Source organism: Spirosoma fluminis (assembly GCF_054778895.1).
Genome location: NZ_BAAGZD010000034.1, coordinates 1 through 1,877, shown reverse-complemented (window position 1 = coordinate 1,877; position 1,877 = coordinate 1). Strand labels below are relative to the sequence as shown.

The window sequence follows — 1,877 nt, the reverse complement described above, 5'->3', positions numbered from 1 at the left end:
CGTTGGCTGGTTGATCGTTAGGGTGTTGCTCACACTAGCCGTCACCGTTGGGGTAGCCGTGTCGCTCACCACCGTGGTCGTCACCACCGCCGTACAGCCGTTGGCGCCCGTTACCGTCACCGAGTACAGGCCCGTTGTGAGCGTCGTGAAGCTGCTGGCATCGGTCGTGAAGCTACTTGGTCCTGACCAGATGAAGCTGCTACCGACTGGCGCGTCGGGTACCGATACGGTCACGACAGGCTCAGCGCAGGTCAACGTATTACTTACCAAGGCCGTTACTGCTGGCACCGCTGTATCACTCACGATCGTTGTAGTCGCTACGGTGGTACAGCCATTTGGTGCCGTTGCCGTTACTGAATACAGGCCCGTGCTGCTAACCGTTATCCCCGGTGTTATTTCGTTCGTACTCCATAGATATGTTACGCTCGCATTTGCCGTAGACGAGATGAAAACGGTTGGCTGCGCACAGGTTAACGTGTAACTGGCACCAAGCGTTACTTCAGGAGTTACCGTATTGCTCACCACGGTCGCGCTGATCGAGGCCATTGCACCATTTGGTGCCGTTGCCGTCACTGAATACGTACCTGCCACACTCACCGAAATGCTGGCCGTGGTCTCACCCGTACTCCACAGATAGGATACTGGTGTGTTGGCAGTTACGCTAATCGTTGCGGTTGCCGTTGCCACAGCACAGGTTATCTCGTTACTCACACTAGCCACCAGCGTCGGCGTCAGGGTGTTGCTTAGCACATTTGTTGTCACCGCTGCCGAACAGCCGTTAGGGGTAGTCACCGTCACTGAATACAGACCTCCTACGCTGACAGTGATCGTTGGGGTGGTCTCACCCGTGCTCCATAGATATGTAACGCCCGGAGTGGCTGTCGTACTGATCGTTGCGGTCGGCTGATTAAGCGTCAGTACGTTACTGGCCGCAGCCGTTACTTCCGGCACCGATGTGTCACTGACCACGTTTGTCGTCGTAACTGCCGTACAACCGTTAGGGGTAGTCACCGTCACTGAATACAGACCGGCACTAGCGGCCGTAATCGTTGGGGTGGTCTCACCCGTGCTCCACTGATACGTCACGCCTGGCGTGGCCGTCGTACTGATCGTTGCGGTCGGCACGGCGCAGCTTAACGTATTGCTGGCCAGAGCCGTTACTTCCGGTACCACCGTATCACTGACGACCTCCGTCGTGGTTGTAGCCGTACAGCCATTGGCTGAAGTGACCGTTACCGAGTAGGTACCAGCTACACTCGCTGAAACCGAAGCGGTCGTCTCTCCATTACTCCATAGATACGTCACGCCTGGTGTGGCCGCTGTGGAAATAACTGCCGTGGGCTGGGCGCAGGTCAGGGTGTTGCTCACCGAAGCGGTTACCGTTGGGACCGCTGTGTCACTGGTGACGGTCGTCGTCACCACTGTGCTACAACCGTTGGCCCCCGTCACCGTTACCGAGTAGGGACCGGCCACACTCACCGAGATGCTGGCCGTGGTCTCACCCGTGCTCCACTGGTAAGTCACCCCTGGACCAGCCGTGGTGCTGATGGTAGCGGTTGGCTGCCCACAAGTTAAGGTGTTGCTCACGCTGGCGGTCACCACCGGTACTGCTGTATCACTAGCCACTACCGAGATCACTGAAGCCGTAGCCCCGTTCAGACCCGTTACCGTTACCGAGTAGGGGCCGGCTACACTCACCGAAATCGAAGCGGTCGTCTCACCCGTGCTCCACAAGTACGTAACACCCAGAGTAGCCGTCGTACTGAGGGTGGCCGTCAGGGCTGTGCAGCTTAGGTCATTGCTCACACTGGCCGTGACGGTGGGCAGCGCCGTGTCACTGACCACCGTGGTGGTGGTCGCTGCCGTACAGCCGTTGG

Annotated in this window: 1 pseudogene; it reads right to left on the bottom strand. The window is 58.3% G+C overall.

The features are described from left to right. Positions 1 to 1,877 (bottom strand): annotated as a pseudogene (locus ACYVBJ_RS20865) (hypothetical protein); the annotation flags it as partial.